The sequence below is a fragment of the Hirschia maritima DSM 19733 genome (genome assembly GCF_000378345.1).
In the GTDB taxonomy this organism is placed as follows: Bacteria; Pseudomonadota; Alphaproteobacteria; order Caulobacterales; family Hyphomonadaceae; genus Hirschia; species Hirschia maritima.
This window is the reverse complement of sequence record NZ_KB899549.1, coordinates 69480-94833: the sequence shown is the minus strand read 5'-3', so window position 1 is coordinate 94833 and position 25354 is coordinate 69480. Positions and strand designations below refer to the sequence as shown.

Genomic DNA, 25354 nt, shown 5'->3' with positions numbered 1-25354 from the left:
GAGCAGCTTGGTTCTTTCTGGGTGAACTTGGTTCAGACTTGGTGGCGTTTGAATAGTTTTCCACGTTCAGTGAAAAGTACTGATACTAGTGCAAGCACTAAACAAATTGCGTTGCCAAGGAATAGCGGTCCTAAATTTCCATCATATTGAGCCCCTACAATCCAACCAATAACAGCGGCGAGAAAGGTCGCAGCAAATCCGTATAATGCGGAAGCTGTCCCAGCTATATGGCCTAACGGTTCCATCGCAGTTGCTGAAAAGTTGGGGCCTATAAATCCCATACAGATGAATGAAACAACCATAACACCATAAAATGGCAGGAATTCGTTATGTCCGTTAAATGAGAGAGCGGCGTATACAAAATTCACAACGAGCATCCCGATGAGAGCCCAGTGTGATAAAAAACGCATTCCCAGTTTTTGAACGAGACGAGAGTTTAGCAAGTTGGCAACCGCCATACCGGCTGCAGTACCAGCAAACCAATAGGGAAACGATTTTTCTAGATCAAACGTCACCGAATAAATTTGTTCCGATGCACTTATGTACCCAAACAAAGTTCCAAAAACTAACGCCGAGGCCAGCGAGTACCCCATTGCCAAACGGTTGGTGAATACAATTTTGTATGATCGAGCAATAGCCAATGGCTGAAGAGGCGTCTTGTTTTGCGGAGCTAAGGTTTCCGGTAATCTGAAGTATGACCAGATCAGCATAGCTAGTCCAAAAATGACGAGCGCCCAGAAAATAGCTCGCCAATCTTCAAACAAAAATAGGATACCGCCGCCTATAGAAGGTGCCAGAATGGGAGCAGCCATAAAGACAAGCATAACAACCGACATGATCTCTGCCATTGCTCTACCGGTATAACAGTCTCTAACAACAGCTGCCGCAACCACTCGTGTGGCACCAGCGGAGCATCCTTGTACCAGACGGGCCAGTATCAATAGGTTGTAAGAAGGTGCCAAAAGGCAAGCTAGTCCAAATGCAATGTAGACAGAAAGTGATACCAACAAAACGGGCCGTCTACCAAATCGATCTATCAAGGGGCCGTAGAATATTTGTGAAACACCTAGGCCCATTAAATACACAATCACCATCTGTTGGCGGCGGTTGTCATCTTCAAATTGGAACGTTTCCTGAATGTTGTTTAACGCAGGCAGCATGATATCCACTGCCGTTGCATTCAGTGCCATCAAACCAGCAACAATACATACAAACTCCCAAACAGGCAGTCGCTTGAAATGACTGGTTTCAGGAGATTGAGAGGTATCTTGTGCTGTATTTGTTGTGTTGTCTGACATGGAAGCTCTAAGTATTACCAAATAGGGAGTAGAAACGCTTTCTCGCGTTTCTACTTATGGATAAGCGCACGACAATTGACTCTAGCCGACGCAAAGGCAAGAGTTTTGTCGCAATTCATATCAGCCAGATAAATGAAATAAGTTATATCTATGAGCAAACTCCATTGTGCATGTGTGCAGCTTCGCTCGAGCGACGTTATTCAAGAAAACATTGAGACTGTTTCATCACTGATTAGAGAAGCTGCTCGAGGTGGCGCAAAATATATAGTCACACCTGAAAACACGAGCTTTCTAGATATCCGAAAAGGAGCAGCTCGGAAGCTGGTTGTTGCCCAGCCGGATGACCTGTGCCTGAAAGCGCTCCGCTTACTTGCTGATGAGTTGGATGTTTGGTTGCAGATAGGGTCTTTAGCTGTACTTAGCGAAGATCAAACAAAATTTGCTAATCGCTCTTTTTTGATTAACTCAGATGGCGAAATAGTAGCCCACTATGACAAGATCCACATGTTTGATGTGGAGGTCGGCGATGGCCAAAGCTACCGCGAGTCTCGCTCTTACATGGCAGGCAATTGGGCTGTACTAGCGGATACCCAATTTGCGAAGATAGGAATGAGCATATGTTATGATGTTCGTTTCCCATCATTGTATAGAGAGCTCGCACAAGCTGGGGCCCAATTAGTCACCTTGCCTGCTGCTTTTACACAGGTAACAGGCGAAGCGCATTGGCATTCTTTAATTAGAGCAAGAGCGATAGAGAATGGCGTGTTTATGTTGGCAGCTGCACAAGGTGGACTACATGCAGATGGTCGAGAAACTTATGGACATTCAATGATTGCATCACCCTGGGGAGATATATTGGCGGAAGCTGGTGAAGACCCCTGTGTGATTAGTGCTGAAATCGATCTGGATGAAGTTGAGCGCGCTCGCTCAAGGATCCCGTCATTGCAACACGGCAAACCTTTCGTATTGAAACGGTTTGAATAGGCGCTATTTCGCCAAGCACCAAAGGCCAGTACATACACCAGTTGTAAGTTGGACAACTAGATCAATAATGCCTCCGATTACCAGTACTGGTAGGGCAACTTTTAAGAAAAATAACCAAAGAGCCATAGGGGTTATGCGTGGTTCTTTGAGCCTATATCCGGATATCGTTTGTACTTTGGGTTTAGCCATATACAATATTGCCTTTTCATGATGATCAATCAATTGTATGCCAGCCCATCGTTAACTATAACTGAATTAGTATTGTTACATGAGTGAAGTCCTTCAAGTACGCTGGAACCAGATCAGTCGCAAAGACTGGGACAAAGCGCATTCTATTGCGTGTGCAGCTTATCAACAGGATTGGGCTTATGGAGAAGTTCTTGAAAAACAAGGCGCTGCTGTTTGGCGCGCAAGTGTCAGACGATCAGATAATACATTAATTGCTCTTGCTCAGATAACATCCAAACCCTTTGCCATGGTTGGTAATTTTGCACTTTGTACGCACGGTCCCATATGGCTGGATCAGATTAGCACTGAGGACAAGAAGTTCGTATACAGAGCCTTGAGCCGCGCAATACCCGTTCGTTGGCCCAAATTAGTTGTTTTTACACCAGATGAAGAACAACAAGAGTTGAAACGTATTTCTGGTGTTAAACGTGTGATGACAGGTGAAGCAACTGTTCGCATTAATCTTGAACAGGATGCAGAAACTCTTCGCAAGGCGATGGATCAAAAATGGCGGAATAGACTAACGTCTGCAGAGAAATCAGATTTGAACTTCATTAATGGCGGCACTAAGCCTGCGCAATACCGTTGGTTGTTGGATCTTGAGGAAACTCAAAGAGAAAAGCGAGGATATCGAGCGTTACCAGCTGAACTCACTCTGGATTGGCAAACTTCAAAGTCAAAAGCGAAGCCTGAAAGTAAAAGTAGCGGTTTATCTATCTACCGAGCAGATAAGGGAAAAGACTGTGCAGGTGCCATGTTGGTGCTGGAGCATGGGACAATGGCGACTTATCACATTGGCTGGGCTTCCGAAGAAGGCCGTAAACTAGGTGCTCACAATCTATGCCTTTGGAATGCATGCCTTGATCTAAAAAAACGCGGATTTAAACGCTTTGATCTAGGAGGCGTGAATACACAATCAGGCGCCGGAATTGCCCGCTTTAAAATTGGTACTGGCGGAGAAGTTTTTCAGCGAGCAGGGGCGTTCGTGAAAGGGTAAGTCCCGTAGATGATATGACCACGGGACTATTCCTTTATTTTCTGAATGAATAACCGAGACTAAACTGAGCCATCTCTTCATCGCCTTCATAGCCTGTGAGATCCACACGCAAACCATGTTGTGCTTTGCTCCCAAAGAATGCCTGCAAGCCTAAGCCTGCTGCAAAGCGGTCTGAATCAAGTGAAAATTCTTGGCATGAAAAACCGTTACATGTGGAGTAAGTATCGGCTCCCCAGTCAGTCGTCGTGTATCCAGCGCGACCAAAAATTTCAAAATGTTTGTTGAATGGGATTTTCCCAACTACGAATGCACCTGCATTGTAATTCATGTCGATGGCGCTCACATCATAGTAGTTGAAGTTAGAGCTTCTAAAATCATATTCACCGCTGCTGTAGACATAGTTGAGTTCGCTTTCAACACCGAAATATTTATTGATGTTATAGCCGAGACGTGCGCCGATAGCCGAGTGACCAGCTGTGTTGCCGCCTTCCAGTTCAACACCGAACCCAGACGGTTGAATAGTTGCGTAAATTCCGCCCTCGTTATCGGCGATGGCAACAGAAGGAAGGCCCGCAAAAGCGGTTGCCACTAGAAGCATTTTTTTCATATTTATCTCAAGTATCTTAAATAGCATAATCACAACGCAGCATTGTGATGGGCGCACATTCGTTTCTGAGAGTAAACAATCCGTTTTAATCGAGAAAAAGATCAGAAAAAACGCTTATATTGTTATAATTAAACGTTGAATTTAAACAGCATCACATCGCCATCTTGAACGATGTATTCTTTTCCTTCTTGGCGAACCTTACCTGCTTCTTTGGCACCTTGTTCGCCATTGTATTTTACGTAGTCTTCATATGCTGTTGTTTCAGCACGGATGAAGCCTTTTTCAAAATCACCGTGAATGACCCCCGCAGCCTTAGGTGCTGTTGCGCCGACGGGAATGGTCCATGCGCGAGTTTCCTGTGGTCCACAGGTGAAATAGGTTTGTAGGTTCAGAAGTTTGTAACCAGCGTGAATAACGCGGTTTAGTCCTGGTTCTTCTAATCCAAGTGTTTCAAGAAATTCCTCAGCTTCATCATCATCAAGAACAGCGATTTCACTCTCGATTTTGGCAGAGATAGCAACAGCTTGCGCGCCTTCTTTTTCTGCATGTGCAAAGACTTTGGCTGAGAAGTCATTGCCATCGGCAGCGCTTTCTTCATCAACATTCGCAATATAGAAAACGGGCTTAGAGGTTAGAAGCTGAAGCATGCGCCAAGCTTTTTTTGTATCAGCATCATCTGGTACATCAGCAGTTCTTGCAGGTTTTCCATCCTCAAGTTGCTTCATCGCGAGGTCTATTAGCTCAAGTGTGAGCTTGGCATGTTTATCGTTCCCACGAGCCTTTTTCTCTAGAGCAGGTTTGCGCTTCTCTAAGCTCTCCATATCGGCGATCATGAGCTCAGTTTCGACAACTTCATAATCTGCCATAGGATCAATTTTGTCAGATACGTGTGTGACGTCATCATCTTCAAAACAACGAAGAACGTATGCAATGGCATCTGTTTCGCGGATGTTTGCGAGAAACTGGTTTCCAAGGCCTTCACCTTGGGAGGCACCTTTTACGAGACCTGCGATATCAACAAAGTTCATACGTGCAGGAATGATCTCTTTGGAGTTGGCTATATCGGCAAGGGCTTTTAGGCGTTTTTCTGGAACTGCGACTTCACCTTCATTAGGGTCGATCGTACAGAAAGGGTAGTTGGCAGCTTGTGCATCCGCTGTTTTTGTTAGCGCGTTGAACAAAGTAGATTTACCAACGTTGGGAAGACCAACAATACCACATTTAAAACCCATAAAGAGGCTCCGAAGTTTATTTGTACTGTTCAAAACGCTGTGAACTAAAGCAGCAAATTGAGGCTTTGAAAGATTAGCTTTGGGATAAAGCCGTATTTTATACGAAAGGCAAGCTTAAGTGAAAGGAAGAGGTGCTGTTAATTAGCTTTTTCCATTTCGTCGAGACATATCTTCTTTCGGCGCTGGTGCTAAACGCATGACTTCTGCTTGAAAGCGTTCATCATCGCCAGCAGCTAAGAAGTGGATGGCGCGTGCGCAGGCGTCTAACATGTCTTCTTTCATTTTACCTTCCGATTTTGCGAAGTCTGAAAGGACATGGCCTTGCACGCGTGATTTATCGCCCGGATGACCGATACCCAAGCGTGTGCGACGAACTTCCTTGCTAGCTTGAGCCATAATTGAACGCATACCGTTATTGCCCGAATGGCCGCCGCCAACTTTCATACGTACACGGCCCGGTGCAAGGTCTAATTCGTCATGGAAAATGACGGTCTTTTCTGGGGGGATTTTGTAAAACTTCATCGTTTCACCAACCGAGCGGCCACTTTCATTGTAGAAAGTTTGTGGTTTGAGCAGTAAAGTTTTTACCCGAACTCCATTGGCATCATTGATGAAGCCTTCGGAAATTTTTCCTTGAAACTTGGTCTTCCAAGGCCCGAACCCATGCATATTGGCAATTTCGTCAACTGCCATGAACCCTACATTGTGGCGATTGCCTTTATACTGATCGCCGGGATTTCCAAGGCCAACGAATAATAACATGAAAGGCTCCGCATTTGATGAAGGGGTGTTTGTGAAAGGTAATAGCGTGAGCAGTTTTGAAAGCAAACCAGACATCAACAATAATCCTGACATATAGAAAAACGGCGCTGAATTCCTTCAACGCCGTATAATCTTATTCTGAAATAGTGAAACGAGCTATTATGCTTCTGCTTCACCTTCGCCTTCAGCTTCTGCTGCCGCTGCATCGTCTTCTGCATCATCTGCTTTAGCTGATGCCGTACGTCCAACGATTGTCGCGATAGTGAAGTCACGGTCAGTAATAGTTGGTGCTGCACCTTCAGGAAGTTCGATACCAGAAATTTTGACGTTGTCACCAATATCAAGAGTAGACACATCTGCTGAAAGAGATTCTGGAATCTTTCCAGCTGGAACCTCTAGTTCAACTGAGTGACGAACAATGTTCAATGAACCACCACGTTTCACTCCAGGAGAAACATCATCACCTGTGAAGTGTACAGGAACCTCAACCTTAACAAGTTGGTCTTCTTTCACGCGGTATAGGTCAACGTGAAGAGCGATATCTGTTACAGGGTGGAATTGAACATCCTGAGGGATAACGAATTGCTTCTCGCCTTTGTGGTTGATCTCAACAAGGTTTGAGATGAACTTACCAGAGTTCAAAGCTTTTAGAATTTCGATACGGTCTAGGCTGATTGCAACTGAATCTTCTGATCCACCGTAAAGAACAGCTGGAACACGATTTTCGCGTCTAGCTTGACGTGAGCCACCTTTACCAGTGCGTTCACGAAGTTCTACGTTCAATGTAATATTTTTAGACATTTTATATCCTTCCGTCCTGAGGCTCACGTCACACCATGTCACGCGCCCCCAAACATCACAGGGCTGTCATGCCCTTGGAGTTGAAGGGCGGCTTATATGTGCTGTGCGTGATAATTGCAAGTGTTGGATAGAGGCGCATCTAATTGTGGCAAATAGATTCTTTTTGACAGTGGTGTGTTACATGTGTAGTGTCTAAAATAAATGTGTCATACGAGCATGACAATTCGCCAGCTAAAGAGCGAGAGAAAAATATGAGCCAACAGCCGAATAAATCTGAATTGACCGTCCTTAAGCATTTTTGGACCGTGGGTGAGCAGAGCGCAAGAGAAGTCCATGATGGTGTTTCTGAAGAGACTGGTTGGAGTTACTCTACAACTCGAACCGTTATTAACCGCATGACTGATAAAACATGGCTCACTCGTCGAGATGTGCACGGAATTACGGTATTTGACGCGGCTTTGTCTAAAGTTGAAGTGTTCAGTGGTTTGGTAAAAGACCTTACTCGAAAAGTAATGGATATTGAAGGAGACCTTCCAGTATCCATGTTTGCAGGAAGCCCGCACCTAACTTCTGATGAACTAGACGAACTTGATTCTCTAATAAATACGTCTTCTGCTACTGGAGAGTAAAAAATGAGCTTTGTTATGCTTCTCGTCCTTTCTATAATCTGGGGAGGATTAGTGACGGTGGCAGCGGCAGGAATTCAGCGGTTAGGGCTTTCCGGTCGTACAAGGCAATTGATGTGGCGATGCACGAGCATTATGCTGTTAGTTCCGTTTCCCGTCGCTTTGATTTATGCGCTATCTGGACCGGGTGGAATGGATCCCGTTTGGAATTATGGGGAAGGACAAGCGCCTTCGATTCCTGTCGTTTTGGATGAAATGCCAACAATGGCTCAACCTGCTGCGCAGGAAGCGCCTCAAGGGCTTCCATTTGAGTTTGACTTGGCTACAGCTGCTCTTGCGTTTCTTGCATTAGGTTGGATGTTCCGTGCTTTTCGCGCGCGTTGGGCACGTAAAGAGTTGGGTGTCATCACAAGTAAGTCCGAGCCTGTATTCAGTCGTGCTGTTCTTTCTTCTGCTGACTTTTGGAACGAGAGATTAGGTCTGCAAAGAAAAACAGAATTTCGGCTTTTGCCCGGCGATTATTCTCCATTTACACAAGGTGTTTTCAAGCCAGTTGTTTACCTTCCGAATGGATTGGAACGTCAATTAAGCCAAGAAGAGATGGCGCTAGTTGTAGGTCATGAATTGATGCACGTGCGTCGGTTAGATGCGGTATGGCGTCCATTTGAACGTATTGTTGCAGATGTCTTGTGGTTCAATCCGTTTGCTTGGCTTGTACGTACAGAATTGGATAGAGCGCGAGAGATCGCTTGTGATGAAGCAATGTTGGTTTCAAAAGCGCCGCCTACAGTATATGCGAGAGCACTTGTTGCGGCAGCGCGTTTTGCTGAAGGGCTGCCAACCCGCGCACCTGCGGCCGCCATGTTCCCATTCAATAAAGATAAAGAACTAACCGAGCGCGTGAAGATCGCTGTTGCAAATTCTCAGGGGAATTCTTCGTTAGTTGGACTAGCTGCATTTGGTTTGTTTTTGGCAGCTGGGTTGCCCCTAGCTGCTGCGCAAGGAGCTGGTGCTGAAAAGGTTAGGGCACCTATTCCTGATTTTTCAGCAACGGTTATCGAATCTGGCCGAGCCAAATTGTCTTCTGCATATGGTAAGCGCAAAGATCCTTTCACTAAGAAGGTAGCGTGGCATTCAGGCGTGGACATTGCCGCCAAGATTGGTACTGAAATTCATGTTCCAGCTAAAGGTCAGGTCGTATTTGTTGGAACCAAGGACGGTTATGGTAATGCGATTGAGATCAAACACAATGAGGAATGGTTGACCAGATATGGTCAATTGGATGAAATCCTTGTTGAGGAAGGTCAATCAGTTCATGCTGGAGACGTGATCGCAACTGTTGGTGAGACGGGCAGAGCTACAGGGCCACATTTGCACTTAGAACTGCATGGGCCAAAACCTGATTATAATACCAGCCGTGAGCTTGGCACTTATGATCCTGAGCGCATGGGTGTTGCGCTAATTCCTGCTTTGGAATTGAGAGCAAAGCAAATTCGTGAATTAGGTATTGTTCTTCCAAAAGAAGCAAAGCCCCAAAAAATAACAGATCGTATCGCTCCTCTCGAGCCACCCAAACCACCAGCGCCGCCTAAAGTTAAAGTGACTGGTATTACCTATCTGGATGACGGTCGTGTCCAAGTTTCAAAAGCTGGGGATGCGTATATTGAATTTAATCCACTTGCAGGAGATTTGACGCCAAATCTCATTAAAGGGTGGGGGAAAAAGAAATATTCCTACACCGAGGTGAATGGTGATTATGTCAAGTTCATCGCTGGCTCTTCGGATGTACCAGATCAAAAACTAGGTGTGTGGGTCAAAGGTAAGAAAATAGAAACAACAGATGATTGGATCACCTGGCGCAAGGATTTAGCTGAAGCGGTCCGAGATGTTGCGCAGAGAGAAAACGAGCAACGGGAAAAGCGTGATGAACTTGCTGAGCGTCGTACTGAGCAGATGGAAGTTCAGCTTGAAAGACGTATCGAGGAACGTGCAGCAACTGTGGAGCGTCGTATCGAGAGTTGGGCAAATAGTCTGGAACGTCGCATAGAGTCAGACGCTAGGGCGTTTGAAAAGACTGTGGAAAGATCTGCTGAGCGTTTTGAGGAGAGTTTGCAACGAAAAGAGGATGCAAAAGCTCATGCAAAAGCATTCGCTGAAGCTCAAATGGCGTCTTCTCAAGCTTTTGCTCATAACTGGACGTGGGCAGGACAGCAGCAAGCTGCCAAAGCACAGGTGGTTGCTTTGGAGAATGCTTTGAAAGAGTTAGATGCTGAAGTGTTATCTCTTTCAAAGCAATGTGATGCTGCTGAGAAGCAAAAAGGTATTGAGTCTAAGTCAGAGTTGAAAGGGCTACAAATGGCCAAATCAGCGGTAGAAAATGCTCGTTCTCAAGTAGCAGAACAATTGGCTGATGCTCGAAAATCTCTCCGAAGTAAAAGCTATGCTTCAGCAAATTAAACACAATGTAAAGGTAGGGATTTTATAGTAAAAGCAGTTCTAAATTTGCGGGATAGTTCATCTAAACTTTATTTGATTAGAAGTTATCTAGTATTTGTGTTATAACTTTACGTAAAGTTACGATGCGGAATTGACTTTTGCTAGCTAGGGCCGGACCCCCGAATTGGTATTATGTCATAGAAAACGCAGCTCTGTTGCCCCAGAGCTGCGTTTTTGTATTTTCAAATTGTGTTTCTTACGTTTTTAGTAATCGAAGAGTTTTGAGACAGACTCTTCGTTTGCAACACGTCTGATTGCTTCACCGATAAGTGGTGCGATTGATACACGGCGTATCTTCTTGGCATTTGCAACTTCATCTGAAGCCGCAATAGAATCTGTACACACTAGCTCTTTAAGGCGCGATTTATCAATTCTCGCGGCTGCCCCAGGGGATAATACGCCGTGAGTTACATAAGCAGACACTGACTTTGCACCGGCATCGAGCATAGCATCAGCTGCATTGCAAAGAGTACCACCACTATCGGTCATGTCGTCGACCATAATACAGGCACGGCCTTTAACATCTCCAATGATGTTCATGACTTCAGAGACACCTGCTTTAGGGCGACGTTTATCTACGATAGCGAGGTCACAGTTCAGGCGATCCGCCAGAGCACGTGCTCGAACCACACCGCCGACATCTGGTGAAACAACCATGACATCTTTGGGGCCATATTTCTCTTTGATGTCTTGAACAAACACTGGCCCTGCGATCAGGTTATCTGTGGGAATATCAAAGAAACCTTGAATTTGACCTGCATGGAGATCCACCGTTAGGACGCGATCAGCACCTGCTTTATGAATGAGGTTCGCAACAAGTTTAGCAGAAATAGGGGTGCGGCCATCTGTTTTGCGATCTTGGCGGGCGTAACCGTAATATGGGATCACCGCTGTTATACGGCGTGCAGAAGCTCGGACCAGAGCGTCACATGTAATCAATAATTCCATCAAATGATCATTGGCAGGTGCTGAAGTGGACTGGATTAAGAAAACATCATGTCCACGAACGTTTTCATTGATACGCACAAAGACTTCATTGTCTGCAAATGTCTTCACATCTGCTTCTGTTAGCCGTGCATCAAGATAAGACGCGACATCTTTTGCTAATTCTGTATTGGAGTTACACGTAATAAGTTTCATTTCGCCCATCGCCCTAAAGGTTCCGCTTATTTAGTAACTCGCCCCAATACAGTCCCCGGCGAGCTGAATTTGTAAAGCTTTTGTCTCAATCTGTGAATTCTCGCAACAGCAAAAGCTGTTCTTATCCATTAAAATTTCAGGCAATGTATATACGCCACACTTGATAGGGGATTTCTCTAGGCGACCAGCATTATTGAAGACGCATTTCGTCCGTAATCAGACTCTTCCAACTTTTTTGAACGTCGATATGAAAAGTATTTATCAGGCTGGGTTACAGTGTCTTCTTCAATTGCTTCACTTCTTGCAACACCGGCGCGAATAAGGCGAGCGCGGCAATAACGCTTAAGATCAAAATGTAACCGATCACCTTCGCCATCTTCGAATAAATTGGCACACCAAGGTGAAATATCTAAGAAGGCCTTTTCAAAGTCAGGGCCAACTTCAAAACTATCTTGGCTGATGCATGGCCCAACGGATGCAATCATGTTTTCGGGTGTTGCACCTAGAGTTATCATTTTTTCTATCGCTGCTTCGATTACCCCTGTTACGGCACCTTTCCATCCAGCGTGAACTGCAGAAATTACATTTGCTTGCGGGTCGCCGATAAGAACAGGAGCACAATCAGCTGCCAATGCAGTGATAACGAGGCCGGGGGTAGAGGTTACGATAGCGTCTGCTTCAGGCGCTTGAGCAATAGCCATAGGTCCATCGACTATTATCGCTTTATTGGTGTGAGCTTGGCGCAGTGTAATCATGCGACCTGGCAATGCACCCAGTGTTGTACAAATACGATCACGATTAGCTTTGACTCTATTGCCCTGATCGTTTGAGCCGGGGCCCGTGTTGAGACTTTTATAAATGCCAGTTGAAACGCCGCCCTGACGACCAAAGAAACCGTGACGCCAGTTCATTGTAAAAGGAGATAATCCAGGAGATTCTACAAAGGGCGCACGAGAACTGGTGTTAGCCATGATAGTCCATTCTAATGTGAAACATACTGCTTCTATTTGGGAATATATAGGCAGGTTTGGAAGGTTTCGTCAGCAGAAAGTTTTTGTTCTATACAGTTTTGTAGAGCTGGACTAATCCAACTCTTTTTTCCATTGCACTGATACCCGTGCGCCGGTTTCATTTCCAAATACGGTAGCTACTTCCACGTCTTCTATCGCTTCCCATTCTACCGCCAGATCTGCTTGACCATTCGCGCGACTTCGCAATTCGACATAAACATCTTCAGCCAGATATTTTCCTGTTTCCAGTTGCGGGTTGCTTTGTGCGTCTTGAGATATGGAAAGGCGATCTAAGCCGAATGCATTTTGTATGTCAGCAAGTGGTGTAAAGCCTTCACCATTGCTTGTCATGTCGGTGGCAGCTAGCGCGAGTTGAGCCGCTTCAAACGGACTTAATTGTGTTGGGGCTCGTCCAAAAAGTAATCGTGAAATAATTTCATCTTCTGGAAGCGACGGAGTAGAAGAAAAGCTAATGTTTGGAGAACGCAAAGTTCCTGACACATTGATGGAGGATGTAACGCCGTCTGATGTTCGATCAGCTTTTAAATCTGTCGTAGCCTCTAATGGGTTACCATCTACTCTCACAACTCCGTTTGAGAATTCAAAAGGTTGGCCTAATAGCGAAAAGTCTCCGCGGACAATATTGGCTGCTCCGCGTACGTCAGGTGTTTTAAGTGTGCCTTCGATTTGCATGTCGGCTGACAATTCAATATCAATCCCACGACCTGTGACAAACATTTTGCGATCGGCTGCAACACTAAGATCAAGGGCCATTTTTGAAGTAGGTGAGATACGCTTGGGAATGTTATTGGGATCATTGATTTCATCTTTAAAGATTACATTTATGGTTTTAATCCCTGTGCTTTCAAACTGAGCAATATTGATATGAGCCTCATTCACCTCGAGGTCACCCGCAATCAAAAGCCCTTGTTGTGTTCTGGATACGTCCATTTCACCGGTTAGGTTCGCTTGCAGTCCACTTTGTTTGATTGCGCCAAAATTATTGAATTGGACATTGAGAGCGGATTTTTCTTCAGACGACCAATACAGTTGTCCGGTTCCTTCTACGTGCCCACCATCTATGCCATCCGCATTGGCAGAGATGATTTGTATGCTTTCAGTGTCAAAAGAAGCGCTTGCTTGAACGTTCTCCATGCGAGAGCCATAGCGTTCATGTTCAAACGCCGCGTCTGAAACTTGGATGTCTCCTACGGGTTTTAAATCAAGAAGAGGTGCCTCTGCTTCGGCATATAGATTAAAGAAGCCATTGAGATCGACACTGTCTAATCCGATTAACGCCCAAGCTGCTTCTAATTTGCCAAGTGCTCCAACATCCAAGCGCGCGACATTTTCAGTATCAAGGGACGGTATGCCGCTTTCTACGATTGCTGGAAAGGAGAACACAGCATCTATGTTTAAATCACTTCCATTGTGGGCCTCGAGAACCGAAACTAAACGGCCTTCTATAAATTCGCCTGTGATACTTGTGTTGATGTGGGCGATACTATCATTCTCTCTACCTGCATTGGTGAGGTCTACAAGGTAAGTACCGGTGGCATTTGTGTCCTGTCCATCCCATTGTGCGCTGCCGGAAAGGTTCCCGGTTAAACCATCGCGTCCCAAGAGGCGAGTAATGCGGTTTAATGCCAGATCAGTAAACGCCAAATTTGAGCCAACAGATGTTTCGGACTTATTTCCGTGAAAAACTAAGTTTCCACCTAAAATGTTGAGGTCTGCTTTAGCGGAAAGTTTCCCATCTTTGGCAAGCAAAGAAATCGCTTCATTTGAATTGAAACGCTCATCGTCAATCTGTCCGGCCAAATCAAATACAATGCTTTGTTCTGCGTTTCTGCGATCAGCTGACCCATCAATTTCAAAGTTTAAAGGTGTCTCAACTCCAGCCAAGTTCGTAATTCCTATGGCTGAAAAGTTGAAATCAAAGTTTTCTGTTTTACCCGACGCAGTTAAATTAGGGTTGGTCAAAACTGTTTGACCGACTTTAATGTTTGTGCCGCTAGCTTTGAAATTTATTCCTTCTTCAGACAATTTGCTCGAGGCTTTTATCGAGCCATCGATTCCCAGAACGTTTAGATCGCCTGTTAATTCAATATTCGCCATCGGGCTTGTCGAAGAGGAATAGCTTCCGTTTGCTCTTAGTATCAGGTCTGCCCAATCCAAGCTGACCTGTTGTACTTCTAATGCGTCATTGAAAGAGAAAATCGTACGTCCGGCAAATGGCTGTGCATTCGCGTTGCCTTTGTAATCGATAGTCGTGCTGAGCTGACCGTTTGAATACTGGCCAAGTGATTTGATCTCAATTTGATCGAAATCGAATTGCGAAATTATTGCCGCGGAAGATGATAAATCTGTTTGGATTTGAAATGAATGTATCGGCCCGTTCGCTGTTGCTTTAAACTCAATGCGTTGAGCATTTAGATTTTCGGCGGTGTATTTGGGAAGTGAGGCTTGAAGTGTCGCATCGAGATAATCTTCTTCAATATACCCACTCAAAGTGGCTGTGTTTTTGCCTGCATTGATAGAAGCGGTGACGTCGATTTTGCCTTTACTATCTATGGATGTGATTGAATTGAAAGATGCCGGTTTATTCAAAAATGCGGATACATATGTGTTGGAAGATGATAATTTAGTGTTTTGGATAGCTGTATTGATCGTAATTGGTGCGTCGCGGTGTTGTTGGTCTATCGTTGAAGACAAAGCTACATCACCATTGAGTTGAGGTAATAGGGTACCAACTTCAATTACATTTGCTAAAATAGATGCATTAATTCTACCCGTTGAGCTCTGGCTAAATGTGCCGCTTCCATCAATTTTTTCAGCACGAAAGTTCAACTTGTTTATCGAGAAATCACTTGATGAAAGGTCAGCGCATCCTTTTGTTGCAATGTTTAGTTTGTTGCCAATCAACTGATTTAAGCGAGCATTGTTGAAGCGGGGGGTATCTATATCAGATGCGATTGAAAATTCGGTGATGTTGTTGGCGTATTCAATTGCTAGTTTCGCCTTTAAAGATTGAACGCTTTGATCTTCATATCGCAGGTTTTGTGCGGTAGCTTCTCCATTCAGAGCTAATTTTTGTCCTGCATACGACCAGTTTCCCTCAAAAAAAGAGGATTTTGCCTCAAGGTTTGGGATGCCGCTGATGTGAGAAAGAGAGTGAGCGTTGGCTGAAATTTCCCATGAATCCAGCATCTCCATTTTTCTCATGTTAGCAGAGCCAGAAGTTTTGAAATCTAGCATGCGAGATATAAATGCAATCTCGAGATCAGAATTCTTTAGCTCAGTTAGATCTGCTTGAACATCAAACTCTAGGGTCGTGCCTAGTCTTTCTGTGATGACTGTGGTGAGTGGGAAGTTTTCAAAATCGGTGATCATATTTATGTGTGCATTGGCATTCTGGGAAACGCCATTCATGCTGGCAATTGTTTTATCGCCATATTTTAGGTTGGCGTGACTATCCCAATTTTTGCGATCACCTTGACCTGTGAAGTTCAGTCTTAGGTCTGCGTCTAGGGTAGTTGGAAGCAGATGGGCGATAAAGCCATTTTGAGCTATCTGAATATCAACATTGCCCGTGAGAAGGGTTTGAGGATTCCAATCCAAATCAATATTGATTTCCTCACTATCAATACCAACCGTATTGCCATCTTCACTGAGGCCCACACTTGAGCTGTTCAGTTTTAAGTTACCCGATACGTGACCGAGGTTTGTGGTGAAGGTAATGTTATGCAGACTATTGGGAAGGCCTGTATCTTCATGGATGTTGATGTTTTGTAGATTAGCGAATTCGATTCTTGCATGTCTGATTAGTGAGTTTTGATCGCTGGATGATGAAGAATTTGTTGTTACTTGTGTTAGGGCTGGTTGCCTTAAAACATTGACACTCTGTGCGCTTGCATTCGAAACGTGTATCGTTTTGTTCAGTATACTTAAAGGGGACCAACTTAGCTCTATTTGCGAGGCATTTAGCCATTCACCTTCAGTATCGTGAATTCGAATTTGCCCAATTTTAAACTTACCGAAAACATCGCCTTGAAGATCTTCAATTGAGATTGATTGGCCAGAGAACGTGCGGCTTTCTAATTGGTGTTCAACAATTTGACGGCCAATTGGGCCTCCTAAGATTATACGAAGCAGCACAATGACTAAAAGTACAATCATTAGTGCCCATGACGTGTACTTCAACAATCTACCCGATTGAAGCCGAGTCATGAACAAGGGAAGGCCAGAGAAGGGGCGTGATAAATTCATCAGAATGCCTGCCCTATACTAAGATATAGGAGGAGGTTTTGATCATCGTCACGCGGATTTATCGGCGTCGCCAAGTCGAGTCTTAGAGGGCCAAAGTTTGTGTAATAACGAATTCCTGCTCCCACTCCCATACGCAGATCTGAGAATTCAGGCATTTCTTGTGAACCTACTTCACCTGCATCGGCAAAAACCGCAAATCCAAATTTGTTCTTTAGCCTGATCCGCGCTTCAAGGCTTGTCTCAACGAGACTGCGACCACCAATCGGTTCATTTTCTGAATTTCTTGGGCCAATGCTCTGGAATTCATACCCGCGCACAGAGCCTCCGCCGCCTGCGTAAAAACGACGGGTAGACGGAATATCGGCAAAAGATGAGCCGCTAATGCCACCAACCCTAATGCGTCCGGCGATGATATATTTGTCGCTGGCAAAACTTGTATATCCGCGTAATTGAGCAGTCGTAGTTACAAACTGCCCATTGATGTCACCAATACCATAAGCGGGCTCAGCGCTAATTTGTAATCGAACCCCATGGCTTGGGTCTAGTGCATTGTCTGTGTTGTCAAATCGTGCGCCACCGCGACCAGATAAAATTTGAAAATCCTGAGTTATGTTGTTTTGAGTTTCTTCTCCAACCTCAACACCAACACCTGCAAATAGATCAATTGCTCTTGTCCAAGGCCGTTCATACAGAGCGTTGGCAGAAATGGAGTTACTATCATATGCATCTGTGCGCTCGCGGCGAATTGCAGCATCCAATGTCAAACTGTGTTTGTAACCACCATTTAGAGGTTGTTTCCAGCGAGTTGATAGGGATTGCTCTAAGTTGTTTAGCAATAGATCAATATTAATCGTGTCAGCTCTACCCGTGTAGTTTCGCATTTCATAGCCAGCTTGAGCTCCGAAACCTTCAGTCGTTGCGTAACTTAGTCCTGCAGTAACAGTTCGGCGGGATGCATCTTCAAGTGTAACTAGTAGATCTCTGGATTGGCATTGCTCAGAATTATCTTCAGAAATAGCGGGCAGAAGTTCTATTTTTACATATTTATAGAGCTGCGTATCTGAAAGCCGCTTCTTGTATTCTTCTAATGTGTCAGGAGAAAATAGGTCGCCAAACTCATATGGAGAGAGTTTATGCACGATACTCTTTTTAGTGCGGCCGGAGTTATTGGTTTGAATTTCTCCTAAACAGATTTTGGGTCCAGAGAGGAAATTGTAGGTTAGGTCAAGGTTGGCGTTTTCTTTATCTCCAATGGCTAATCGTTCCAATTTACTGGCTTCTGCATACCCACTGGATTTTAACGTAGCGAGCAAGCGCTTTTCTTCGTCGAGAATTAATTTAGCTTGAGCGTAATCACCGGTTTTAAGATTAAGTGAAGGTATGTCCGTTTCATCGATATACTCATCTTCAATCGCGATTGAGATTGAATCTAGTGTGAACCTTGGACCTTTGTTCAGACGTATAATTGGTTGTAGTGGCGGACCGGTTTCGACGGCTGTTTCAGCTTGAGCTGCTAACCAGCCCTTAGATTTTAAAACATCTAATCCGATAGTTGCGGCGCGTCTTGCTTGACGGCGTGCAGTGAACTTTGAATCTGTTTGTTCTATATCACCAAGATTATCGGCAATCTCTTTTTTGATTTCATTGCTTATTCCATCTCCCACTATCTCAACACTCTGAGCGTGTGCGGCTGAGCTAGCGCCTAGCACCACAAAGATGAAAGAAAAGAAGATGGCAATGTGCTTCATATGATAGATCTTGTACTGAGCTGAGTGCCATGCTGAAAACTGAACAAACAAAACGAAAATGGAGTATAGATAAACTCTATTGAATATTGGTTGGATTTAGCGCGAATATATGGCGTAATTTGGAATATTTGAGAAAGAAATTTTCTGTTAACCATGAATGTTTCCAAATACATACATAGTATTCCCTTTGGACGGGAAGAGGCGGGTATCATTTCGCTCAATAGAAGAGGCTTTCTAATTGGAAGTTTATCTTGTTTCGCGCTCGCATCATGTGGAAGCGCAAAATCGAAGCCTGAGGGTTTAGTACCCGGAGAGAAAGCTGTTGTTAGCCGCGTACGTGATGGCGATACAATTATCTTAGATACAGGGTTGGTTGTTCGTCTTGTTGGAATTGAAGCCCCGCGAAGGGCATGGAAGGATAGAAAAGCGGACGCGTTCGGAGAAGAGGCGGCGGAGTTGTTAATGCTGGTAGCGCTGGGACGTAAATGCCAATTGTTCTACGGTGGCCTCACACGCGATAGATATGACCGGGCGTTAGCTTATGTACGGGTTGAAGATGAAGCTGGAAAAGATATCTGGCTTAACACTCGCATGGTGGAGTTAGGCGGAGCCCGTGTGCGCACTTGGGCAGACAATGCCGTAGGGGTGCGTGAATTATATACCTTGGAAACAGCCGCAAGAAATCAGGGTATGGGGCTATGGCAGCATGCTGAATACGAGGTGGTTTCTCCAGACGATTTTAAAAATTCACCACGAGGTTTAGTCCTGTTGCAGGGAAAACTGTCCAAGATCAGTGAAGTAATTGAACCTGAGAGCCGTTGTTTTATTAATAATAACAGTGGGATAGATTTGATTTTAGGGTTGCCTCTGGCAAGATCCAACGAAAGATGCGATTTGCAAGTTGGGCAAGAGATACGTGTGCGGGCCGGATTAAAACGAGAAAAGACCAGCACTGATAAATATGATGGAACACCTTTTCTTCAGTTAGATCATTGGGGACAAATTGAAACGATCATTTGATGAAGGGGTGGAGGGGGATGTTTGGCATAAAAAAACGCCCTTCAATTAAGAAGAGCGTTTTCTATGAATTCTTTGCAAGCTACTTATTAAGCAGCGCGTTGTGCCAAAGATTGAGACAAACGCTCTACAGCTTCTGTGTGCTCAATGTTTTCAACAACAGCAAGTTCACGTGCCATACGATCTAGAGCTGATTCATATAATTGACGCTCTGAGTATGATTGGTCTGGCTGATCTTCAGCACGGTGAAGGTCACGAACAACTTCAGCAATTGAAATCAAGTCACCAGAATTGATTTTCGCTTCGTATTCTTGTGCGCGACGTGACCACATTGTGCGCTTGATACGTGCACGGCCACCAAGTGTCTTAATAGCATCGCCAACAACTTTAGTTGAAGCAAGAGAGCGCATGCCAGAAGATTTTGCTTTTGCTGTTGGGACACGCAAAATAAGCTTGTCCTGCTCAAAAGATACAACATAAACTTCCAGCTTCATGTCAGCAACTTCTTGAGTTTCGACTGCGGTTACGCGGCCTACGCCGTGTGCTGGATATACTATGTGTTGATCTACCTCAAACATTGACCCTGTACCTGCTTGGTTCGCCATTCCGCAATTTCCTCTTTACTCAACCGTACGGCCAAAAAGTCCTATTCGTTAACGCGGGGAGGCGTCACGATAAGGGCTGTTTGGCGTTTTATAACTAATTGTCTGCTCCGCAGCAGAAGAGGCAATATACCAAAAATTAGGGATTTGTTCAAGTCTTGGTCACAAACTGGTAATAAATGCAAACAGAAGTATGTAAAACTTTAAGATTTACAACGGATTGTTTGATTAATCTACTCGTCACCCGTTCCCGGCTTTGTTGAGAAATGTTCGTCAAATTTGTTTTTGACTTGTGACCAATCATCCGCGTCAGGTGCAGGATCTTTGCGAACAGTAATATTTGGCCACTTAGCTGCATATTCACTGTTGATTTTTAGCCATTTCCCATCTGATGTGTCTTCAGTATCAGGCACAATCGCTTCAGCCGGACATTCAGGTTCACAGACACCACAATCGATACACTCTTCAGGATCGATGACAAGGAAGTTTTCACCTTCGTAAAAACAATCAACAGGGCAGACTTCAACGCAATCAGTGTATTTACATTTTATACATGCGTCGACGACGAGATAAGTCAAAGCTGGTAACTCCACGGTTTTTATTAGACAGTGACATCCAAAATTTCTGCACGCGTGTCAATTGAGGAAAGCTAGCAGGCGCGTTTAGTCACGCTTCTAATTGCTAATTTTCTATCAATTCATAACATTTTTGCGCTTCGGAGGCGGGGCCACGTCGAGTTGGCAAGTGAAGCACATTTAGTGTCACTATTTCCTTATTGCAATTGAAGCTTACAATATCGCCTGTGCAAATATTGGCGGCAGGCTTATTTGTACGCCGTGTTTCGCCATTTCTGGAAATGCGGATGTTCTTTTTAGTTATTTGAGATGTAGCTGATGCGCGCGTTTTGAAAAAGCGAATGCGATGCAGAAATAAATCTGCTCGCATTCGATCTAATTCATCGTCTGTGGCGGGCTTGTTCAATGCAGTTACACAAACATGAGTTTAAGCGCTGACATTCTTTGCAGCGTCGCTGGAAGCTACTTCAGCTGGTGTTGCTTCTTCGCCAGTATCATTAGACTGGCTTTGTGTGGGAGCATTCGGCTGTGTTTGTGGCGTTTCGATGACTGCGTCTTCGCTAGATGTTGTGTTTTCTACATTTGTTTCTGCAGTGGGTTTAGCTTTTTTCTTTTTCCGCTTCTTTTTGGGCTTTGAGGGAGCTTCTTCAACTTTTGGTGTTGCTAAAGCGGCCAAAGCTGCAAACGGACTATCTTCCATTGCTTTAATTTGTTTAGCAGAAGGAGAAGCTGCCGCTTGTTTCTTTCTCTCGTGCTGACGTTGTTTAGATGCAAAACGCCAGAGAGAGACCGCGCCCGTTTCTTTGTCTTTTTGCGCAGGCATAAGCCCCATAGCCTTCAGGATCTCGACAAAATCATCTGCTGGCGATCCCACAAGAGCTGCATGCTCGGGTGGAATGGGGAATGTAGATGTTTCAGATTTTTTGCGTTCTTGGCCAAGCGTCCAAGATAATCTTTCAGCCATGTCCGCACGCACTGCACGGGGGCCAAGGCGTATATATCCAGCGGCTTCTAAGTTTGCGCGGTTCCAGCCTTTTTCGGTTTTGAATGAAGCTGATGAAGGAGGCTTCATAGGCGCATAATCAGTTCCTAAAGCACGAAGTTTCAGGCAAAGGTCTGCTTGTGCAGGTTTTAGCAAACCGGGCATGTAGGCAGCTATACGACCTGTACGGACACCCACTTCTTTCAACTCTGCGCGGTCGTCACGTGACAGGGATGAGGCCACTTCGTCTTTGCGACGGTCAATGGCAGCTCCCGCATCGATTAGCTGATGCGCAACGCCGCGGGCTAATCCTGTAAGACGACCCGATTTCAAAACGGTTTGAAGATCAAAGATTGGCTTTAGGACTTCTTTTGTATGGTCCAGGAGCCATTTTCTAATGCGGTTTTCAGCTTGTGCTCTCAAGGCGGTTTCAGCATCAGGCGCACCGATTAGATCAGCGCTTGGAGTGAGCCAGTGGCCGCCAGGAATTGCCTTACCAATTGCTTGTCCTTGGTAGGTTATGCGATAATCATCAAGAATTGAGAAATTACCATCATCTGCAGCTGAAATAGCGGAGAGCTTGTCTTCTATGACAGATTTGAGAGCTTTAAACGCGGCATTACGCACTGCGCGGCCTTCTAGTGTTTGGCTTGTCACAGCAGGGGTGAATGTTAGTCCATCTAACTTCCCAACATTGTGACCTTCCACAACAACTTCACCATCTAGACCGACGCCTGCTTCCATTGCTTCCTCCGAGTTTAAACTCTTTAATAACGCCGATGTCCGACGGTCTACAAACTTTTCTACCAAACGATCGTGTAGCGCATCTGATAGTCTATCTTCAATCTCTCGTGTGCGAGATTGCCAAACTTTTATATGTTGAATCCAGTCTGGTCGATTGGCTGCATAAGTCCAAGTGCGAATAGATGCAAGCTTTCCCTGAAGCGCATCAATGTCGCCTCGTGTGTCATCTATGCGTTCCAACTGCTTGTTTATCCAGCTATCTTGCAGGCGCGCGTTGGGGTTTAAAAGTTTTTCGGCAAAGGATTGGACCAAGCGCACATGAGCATCTGGGCCATGTTTTCTAAAATCCGGTAGAGTGCACAAATCCCAAAATCGGCGGACATATTCCTGACCTCTAACCTGATCCTTTATCTCACTATCATGGCGCAATGCTTGAAAGGTGATTTCATCCAGAGCATCAGGGCAGCGCTTTAAATACTTGTGTGGGGACGGTTTATGCAGGCTATCGGATAGTGCATCCAGCGAAGAATAATTTAGTCTAGAGCTACGCCAAGATAAAAAATTGACTGGATCAAAAGTGTGGTTCTCAATACGCTGGACATCTTCTTCTTCAAAGAATTGGCAATCACTTGTTTCGCCAAAGCTACCATTGGTTTGGAAGCGGCCAGCGCGACCAGCAATTTGTGCAGCTTCATCGGCTCTCAAATAACGATTTTTGTGGCCATCAAATTTACGTCGGCTGGCGAAGGCGATATGTGTTACATCAAGATTTAGTCCCATGCCGATCGCGTCTGTAGCGACGAGGTAATCAACTTCTCCTGATTGATACATCTCTACTTGAGCATTGCGAGTGCGGGGGGAAAGGGCACCCATCACAACTGCAGCACCGCCGCGTTGCCTGCGGAGTAGCTCAGCTATAGAATAAACTTCTTCGGTAGAAAACGCTACGATAGCAGTGCGCTTGGGAAGTTTGGTGATTTTTATAGGGCCTGAATAACTCAGTTCTGAAAGCCGTTCTCTGTGCTCAGTATCGACCTTTAGATTCAGCGCATGGAGAACAGGGCGCATGGTGTCCGAGCCTAACAGCATTGTTTCGTGTTGGCCGCGCGCATTTAAAATGCGATCCGTGAAAGTGTGTCCGCGATCGGGATCTCGCGCGATTTGAATTTCATCAATAGCCAGAAATGAGACGGGCACTGATAGCGGCATTGCTTCAACGGTGCACGCATAGTAGCGGGCTTTTGGAGGGATAATTCGCTCTTCGCCCGTAACAAGCGCGACATTGCGTTCGCCTTTAATCTTTACCAGCTTATCGTAGACTTCTCTGGCAAGTAGCCGAAGAGGCAATCCAATCATGCCGCTTTCATGGGCAATCATGCGCTCAATTGCGAGGTGTGTTTTTCCGGTGTTCGTCGGCCCCAGAACCGCACGGACATTTGATGTTCCCAATGTCATTGCTGGCTCCGTCAGTCTTAGGAGTTATAAACGCGTCGATCTCAGGCTTGTAAAAGCTAGAGATCGATAATCATTATTTTAAAGCAAGCGGCAAGTCTTTTGTGACGAGATTTAGCCTTGATCTGAAGAACTACTGTCTGAATTATCTGCGTGATCGATCTCAAGCGTTTTGTAGCTTACTTTTTTGGCGGCGACTGTAATTTTACCGCGTTTTTCAGAGCGTGCTTCAATTTGAATTGGAACACGTAATTCACCTGGTCCCATATCGGCCAAAACCATTGAAATCCAGCGAATGTCTTTTGCTTGCTTGGCTTTTTCTTTTGCAGTCTTCTTTTTATATCCTGCTAATTCTTCATAACGAACTTCACAGATGTAAGCAGGGCGACCTTTCCAGCCTTTAACATCGATGGATTCAACCCAACGTCCGTTTTCTAGGTGAATATTGTAACGGCCTTTTCCATCAAACACCGGGGCAACACCACTACACGGCTTGTCTGGAGAAGACTTTGGAGCGAGCGCCAATTGCAAGAGACCAGAAATTGGATCCATTGCTTCTAGTTTCTGTTCAAGAGTTGCAGCCGGATCACCAAGATTGCCGTGTGCAGGAATCACTTCCACTTCCACAGCATCTTCATGGTGTTTGATTTCTGTTGAACGATTTTTACGACCTTCATCATCTTTTGCGTAGTAATGACGTGGTTGTAGACCTGAATCTATTATTTCACCCTTGGATGTGAGGGTAGAGGAGTAATCTACAAACCAGTCCACAATGCCCGCCACGCTTGCGCGTGTATGTATATCGTATTGGTCAGGGTAAACCTTTGCGGTGATTGTGGCTTTCCCGCCTTTGATCTGCGGCAACCAGTTTGTTGGAGGAACGAAGGCTTCCATCTCAATAACAAATTGGCGTGCTTTCCCGCTTTGGATTGTGTCGAGAGGTCGAGAAAATTCTTGCGTGTCCGCGGACTGTGAGGGAGCGACTTCCGGAGATGCCAAAGCATTTGTACCAGCTAAAACTAGTAGGCCGGTAGATGCTAGGCCTGCGCTTAGTATAGTTTTTAAACGGGACATATTTGTTATCTCCAAAGCGAACTCTAATTAGAATTCCATTGTTGTGGCCAACATAATGGCAAATTACGGACAAAATAACTGCTTTGTGGCGCCAGAGCCTAAAAAGAGATCAATTAGGTGTCACAAACTGAAATAAATGATATCTCACCTGAATACAAAATTAAAATTACGGTTAAATCGCTGTAATCTTACGGAAACTAGAGGATAAATTGCGTTTCTTTTAAAATAGCGCTTAGAAGGTTTAACTTGGGTGTTGACGAATGTGCAGTGTGCGTGTAGTCACCGCCCTTCGATTTTTCAATACGCAGAGCGCGCCCACAGGTTATGAAGCGGCAGCCCTTGCTAACATAAGAGACTGAGAACATGTCACGCGAATGCGAGCTTACAGGCAAGAAGCCGATCACAGGTAACAACGTTAGTCACTCTAACTTGAGAACAAAGCGTCGTTTCCTTCCTAACCTTGTCAAAGTCACTTTGCACTCAGAGACTTTAGGTCAGGAATTTAAGTTCCGTATTGCAGCTTCTGCTCTTCGTACAGTAGATAAGCGCGGTGGTCTTGATGCTTTTCTTGCTAAGGAAAAGGAAGCAAACCTTCCTGCTAAAGCCGCAAAAATCAAACGTGATATTGCGAAAAAAGTTTCTGAAGCAGCTGCTTAATTACTCTATCTAGAGTAAAGAAATTCAAACGCGTCCTGTATTTTCAGGGCGCG

The 25354-nt window shown here is 45.0% G+C and carries 20 protein-coding genes; 6 read left to right on the top strand and 14 right to left on the bottom strand.

The genetic code is table 11. The annotated features are described in order from the left end of the window. Positions 1–32: 32 nt before the first annotated feature. Complete coding sequence (locus tag F551_RS0114945; RefSeq protein WP_018998335.1) at positions 33–1298, bottom strand: multidrug effflux MFS transporter; 1266 nt, start codon at positions 1296–1298, stop codon at positions 33–35. 150 nt (positions 1299–1448) lie between these two features. On the opposite strand from F551_RS0114945, the gene F551_RS0114940 reads away from it, so the two are divergent. After that, positions 1449–2282, top strand: a complete 834-nt coding sequence (locus tag F551_RS0114940) for a carbon-nitrogen hydrolase family protein (RefSeq protein ID WP_018998334.1) — start codon at positions 1449–1451, stop codon at positions 2280–2282. A gap of 3 nt (positions 2283–2285) precedes the next feature. On the opposite strand, the gene F551_RS0114935 is transcribed toward F551_RS0114940, so the two are convergent. Next, a complete protein-coding gene (locus tag F551_RS0114935; RefSeq protein ID WP_018998333.1) occupies positions 2286–2471 on the bottom strand; it encodes a hypothetical protein in 186 nt (61 codons plus the stop codon). Between the two features lie 79 nt (positions 2472–2550). On the opposite strand from F551_RS0114935, the gene F551_RS0114930 reads away from it, so the two are divergent. Next, entirely contained in the window at positions 2551–3507 is a 957-nt protein-coding gene (locus tag F551_RS0114930; RefSeq protein WP_018998332.1) for a lipid II:glycine glycyltransferase FemX, read from the top strand. A 34-nt stretch (positions 3508–3541) separates the two neighbouring features. On the opposite strand, the gene F551_RS0114925 is transcribed toward F551_RS0114930, so the two are convergent. The 4 genes from F551_RS0114925 to F551_RS0114910 form a co-directional block, all read right to left on the bottom strand. Then, positions 3542–4114: an outer membrane beta-barrel protein gene (locus tag F551_RS0114925; RefSeq protein WP_018998331.1), complete on the bottom strand. Its 573-nt coding sequence runs from the start codon at positions 4112–4114 to the stop codon at positions 3542–3544. 128 nt (positions 4115–4242) lie between these two features. Further along, entirely contained in the window at positions 4243–5346 is a 1104-nt protein-coding gene (gene ychF / locus F551_RS0114920; protein ID WP_018998330.1) for a redox-regulated ATPase YchF, read from the bottom strand. A 141-nt stretch (positions 5347–5487) separates the two neighbouring features. Continuing rightward, positions 5488–6108, bottom strand: coding sequence for an aminoacyl-tRNA hydrolase (gene pth, locus F551_RS0114915; protein ID WP_026296864.1), 621 nt, complete (start codon positions 6106–6108; stop codon positions 5488–5490). Between the two features lie 159 nt (positions 6109–6267). Continuing rightward, positions 6268–6909, bottom strand: coding sequence for a 50S ribosomal protein L25/general stress protein Ctc (locus tag F551_RS0114910; protein ID WP_018998328.1), 642 nt, complete (start codon positions 6907–6909; stop codon positions 6268–6270). A 251-nt stretch (positions 6910–7160) separates the two neighbouring features. On the opposite strand from F551_RS0114910, the gene F551_RS0114905 reads away from it, so the two are divergent. Together F551_RS0114905 and F551_RS0114900 are read left to right on the top strand one after the other, a co-directional pair. After that, positions 7161–7538, top strand: a complete 378-nt coding sequence (locus F551_RS0114905; protein WP_018998327.1) for a BlaI/MecI/CopY family transcriptional regulator — start codon at positions 7161–7163, stop codon at positions 7536–7538. 3 nt (positions 7539–7541) lie between these two features. Then, complete coding sequence (locus tag F551_RS0114900; RefSeq protein WP_018998326.1) at positions 7542–9992, top strand: peptidoglycan DD-metalloendopeptidase family protein; 2451 nt, start codon at positions 7542–7544, stop codon at positions 9990–9992. A 243-nt stretch (positions 9993–10235) separates the two neighbouring features. Here F551_RS0114900 and F551_RS0114895 read toward each other — a convergent pair whose 3' ends face one another. The 4 genes from F551_RS0114895 to F551_RS0114880 all read right to left on the bottom strand — a co-directional run bounded on the left by F551_RS0114895 (position 10236) and on the right by F551_RS0114880 (position 18198). Continuing rightward, positions 10236–11171, bottom strand: coding sequence for a ribose-phosphate pyrophosphokinase (locus F551_RS0114895; protein ID WP_026296863.1), 936 nt, complete (start codon positions 11169–11171; stop codon positions 10236–10238). A gap of 176 nt (positions 11172–11347) precedes the next feature. Beyond that, positions 11348–12142: a peptidoglycan editing factor PgeF gene (gene pgeF, locus F551_RS0114890; protein ID WP_018998324.1), complete on the bottom strand. Its 795-nt coding sequence runs from the start codon at positions 12140–12142 to the stop codon at positions 11348–11350. A gap of 111 nt (positions 12143–12253) precedes the next feature. Continuing rightward, positions 12254–16360: a translocation/assembly module TamB domain-containing protein gene (locus F551_RS0114885; protein WP_018998323.1), complete on the bottom strand. Its 4107-nt coding sequence runs from the start codon at positions 16358–16360 to the stop codon at positions 12254–12256. Positions 16361–16449: 89 nt separating this feature from the next. After that, on the bottom strand, positions 16450–18198 hold the full coding sequence (locus tag F551_RS0114880; RefSeq protein WP_018998322.1) for an autotransporter assembly complex protein TamA: 1749 nt from the start codon (positions 18196–18198) through the stop codon (positions 16450–16452). A gap of 153 nt (positions 18199–18351) precedes the next feature. Between F551_RS0114880 and F551_RS0114875 the strand changes: the two genes are divergently transcribed. Then, positions 18352–19218 (top strand): thermonuclease family protein, encoded by an 867-nt coding sequence (locus F551_RS0114875; RefSeq protein WP_018998321.1) that lies wholly within the window; start codon positions 18352–18354, stop codon positions 19216–19218. Between the two features lie 86 nt (positions 19219–19304). On the opposite strand, the gene F551_RS0114870 is transcribed toward F551_RS0114875, so the two are convergent. From F551_RS0114870 to F551_RS0114850, 4 genes are all read right to left on the bottom strand, one after another. Beyond that, entirely contained in the window at positions 19305–19820 is a 516-nt protein-coding gene (locus F551_RS0114870) for a CarD family transcriptional regulator (RefSeq protein ID WP_018998320.1), read from the bottom strand. 230 nt (positions 19821–20050) lie between these two features. Then, on the bottom strand, positions 20051–20395 hold the full coding sequence (gene fdxA / locus F551_RS0114865; protein WP_026296862.1) for a ferredoxin FdxA: 345 nt from the start codon (positions 20393–20395) through the stop codon (positions 20051–20053). A gap of 424 nt (positions 20396–20819) precedes the next feature. Further along, positions 20820–23573, bottom strand: a complete 2754-nt coding sequence (locus tag F551_RS16785; protein WP_018998317.1) for a helicase-related protein — start codon at positions 23571–23573, stop codon at positions 20820–20822. Between the two features lie 111 nt (positions 23574–23684). After that, entirely contained in the window at positions 23685–24644 is a 960-nt protein-coding gene (locus F551_RS0114850) for a DUF3108 domain-containing protein (protein WP_018998316.1), read from the bottom strand. Between the two features lie 363 nt (positions 24645–25007). On the opposite strand from F551_RS0114850, the gene rpmB reads away from it, so the two are divergent. Further along, positions 25008–25301, top strand: a complete 294-nt coding sequence (gene rpmB / locus F551_RS0114845) for a 50S ribosomal protein L28 (RefSeq protein WP_018998315.1) — start codon at positions 25008–25010, stop codon at positions 25299–25301. The last annotated feature ends 53 nt before the right edge of the window (positions 25302–25354 follow it).

Coding starts and splice junctions, on each gene's coding strand:
- F551_RS0114945 (WP_018998335.1), bottom strand. CDS start 1,298: ATGTCAGACAACACAACAAATACAGCACAAGATACCTCTCAATCTCCT.
- F551_RS0114940 (WP_018998334.1), top strand. CDS start 1,449: ATGAGCAAACTCCATTGTGCATGTGTGCAGCTTCGCTCGAGCGACGTT.
- F551_RS0114935 (WP_018998333.1), bottom strand. CDS start 2,471: ATGGCTAAACCCAAAGTACAAACGATATCCGGATATAGGCTCAAAGAA.
- F551_RS0114930 (WP_018998332.1), top strand. CDS start 2,551: ATGAGTGAAGTCCTTCAAGTACGCTGGAACCAGATCAGTCGCAAAGAC.
- F551_RS0114925 (WP_018998331.1), bottom strand. CDS start 4,114: ATGAAAAAAATGCTTCTAGTGGCAACCGCTTTTGCGGGCCTTCCTTCT.
- ychF (WP_018998330.1), bottom strand. CDS start 5,346: ATGGGTTTTAAATGTGGTATTGTTGGTCTTCCCAACGTTGGTAAATCT.
- pth (WP_026296864.1), bottom strand. CDS start 6,108: ATGTTATTATTCGTTGGCCTTGGAAATCCCGGCGATCAGTATAAAGGC.
- F551_RS0114910 (WP_018998328.1), bottom strand. CDS start 6,909: ATGTCTAAAAATATTACATTGAACGTAGAACTTCGTGAACGCACTGGT.
- F551_RS0114905 (WP_018998327.1), top strand. CDS start 7,161: ATGAGCCAACAGCCGAATAAATCTGAATTGACCGTCCTTAAGCATTTT.
- F551_RS0114900 (WP_018998326.1), top strand. CDS start 7,542: ATGAGCTTTGTTATGCTTCTCGTCCTTTCTATAATCTGGGGAGGATTA.
- F551_RS0114895 (WP_026296863.1), bottom strand. CDS start 11,171: ATGAAACTTATTACGTGTAACTCCAATACAGAATTAGCAAAAGATGTC.
- pgeF (WP_018998324.1), bottom strand. CDS start 12,142: ATGGCTAACACCAGTTCTCGTGCGCCCTTTGTAGAATCTCCTGGATTA.
- F551_RS0114885 (WP_018998323.1), bottom strand. CDS start 16,360: ATGATTGTACTTTTAGTCATTGTGCTGCTTCGTATAATCTTAGGAGGC.
- F551_RS0114880 (WP_018998322.1), bottom strand. CDS start 18,198: ATGAAGCACATTGCCATCTTCTTTTCTTTCATCTTTGTGGTGCTAGGC.
- F551_RS0114875 (WP_018998321.1), top strand. CDS start 18,352: ATGAATGTTTCCAAATACATACATAGTATTCCCTTTGGACGGGAAGAG.
- F551_RS0114870 (WP_018998320.1), bottom strand. CDS start 19,820: ATGGCGAACCAAGCAGGTACAGGGTCAATGTTTGAGGTAGATCAACAC.
- F551_RS16785 (WP_018998317.1), bottom strand. CDS start 23,573: ATGACATTGGGAACATCAAATGTCCGTGCGGTTCTGGGGCCGACGAAC.
- F551_RS0114850 (WP_018998316.1), bottom strand. CDS start 24,644: ATGTCCCGTTTAAAAACTATACTAAGCGCAGGCCTAGCATCTACCGGC.
- rpmB (WP_018998315.1), top strand. CDS start 25,008: ATGTCACGCGAATGCGAGCTTACAGGCAAGAAGCCGATCACAGGTAAC.